At 50.3% G+C, this 773-nt stretch carries 6 tRNA genes and 1 rRNA gene; all 7 read right to left on the minus strand.

Annotated features, from left to right (window positions below):
• Positions 1-23 precede the first annotated feature (23 nt).
• Positions 24-98: transfer RNA gene (locus ACPW7N_RS26675), tRNA-Gln, on the minus strand.
• A 12-nt stretch (positions 99-110) separates the two neighbouring features.
• Positions 111-195: transfer RNA gene (locus ACPW7N_RS26680), tRNA-Tyr, on the minus strand.
• Positions 196-212: 17 nt separating this feature from the next.
• Positions 213-288 (minus strand) — tRNA-Val (locus ACPW7N_RS26685).
• Between the two features lie 79 nt (positions 289-367).
• A tRNA-Glu gene (locus ACPW7N_RS26690) sits at positions 368-444 on the minus strand.
• A gap of 12 nt (positions 445-456) precedes the next feature.
• Positions 457-532 (minus strand) — tRNA-Thr (locus ACPW7N_RS26695).
• 3 nt (positions 533-535) lie between these two features.
• Positions 536-610, minus strand: a tRNA-Asn gene (locus ACPW7N_RS26700).
• A 68-nt stretch (positions 611-678) separates the two neighbouring features.
• Positions 679-773, minus strand: a 23S ribosomal RNA gene (locus tag ACPW7N_RS26705); the annotation flags it as partial.

The raw sequence follows: 773 nt of genomic DNA on the forward strand, positions 1-773 counted from the left end.
TGAGCTAATGGCTCTAAATAAAATGGCTGGGATACTAGGATTCGAACCTAGGAATGACGGAGTCAAAGTCCGTTGCCTTACCGCTTGGCTATATCCCAATAGTACATAAGTGGTGGGGAGAGACGGATTCGAACCGCCGAACCCAGAGGGAGCAGATTTACAGTCTGCCGCGTTTAGCCACTTCGCTATCTCCCCAAGTATTTAGGTAATTATGGTGGAGGCTGACGGGATCGAACCGCCGACCCTCTGCTTGTAAGGCAGATGCTCTCCCAGCTGAGCTAAGCCTCCAGGTTTTATGTTTTGTTCCGGGGCCCCCGAAAAGTATTCGGTGTAAGCTTCAGAGGCTTACGTCACTTTTTGGGGAAAATGGTGACCCGTAGGGGATTCGAACCCCTGAATGACAGCGTGAAAGGCTGCTGTGTTAAACCGCTTCACCAACGGGCCATATAATGGTAATGGTGCTCCCGACAGGAATCGAACCTGCGACCTCTTCCTTACCATGGAAACGCTCTACCGACTGAGCTACAGGAGCAAATGGCTCCTCAGGACGGACTCGAACCGCCAACCTACCGGTTAACAGCCGGTTGCTCCACCATTGAGCTACTGAGGAATAAGTAAGGTTGGTCGTTTGCACCTTCAAAACTGGATACGCAAAGGTAAATTCGCTAAGAGATATACGTGGATAAGTCCTCGACCGATTAGTATTCGTCAGCTCCATGCGTTACCGCACTTCCACACCGAACCTATCAACCTTATCGTCTATAAGGGGTCTT

Source organism: Brevibacillus nigriterrae, from assembly GCF_049846925.1.
Classification (GTDB): Bacteria; Bacillota; Bacilli; order Brevibacillales; family Brevibacillaceae; genus Brevibacillus_H.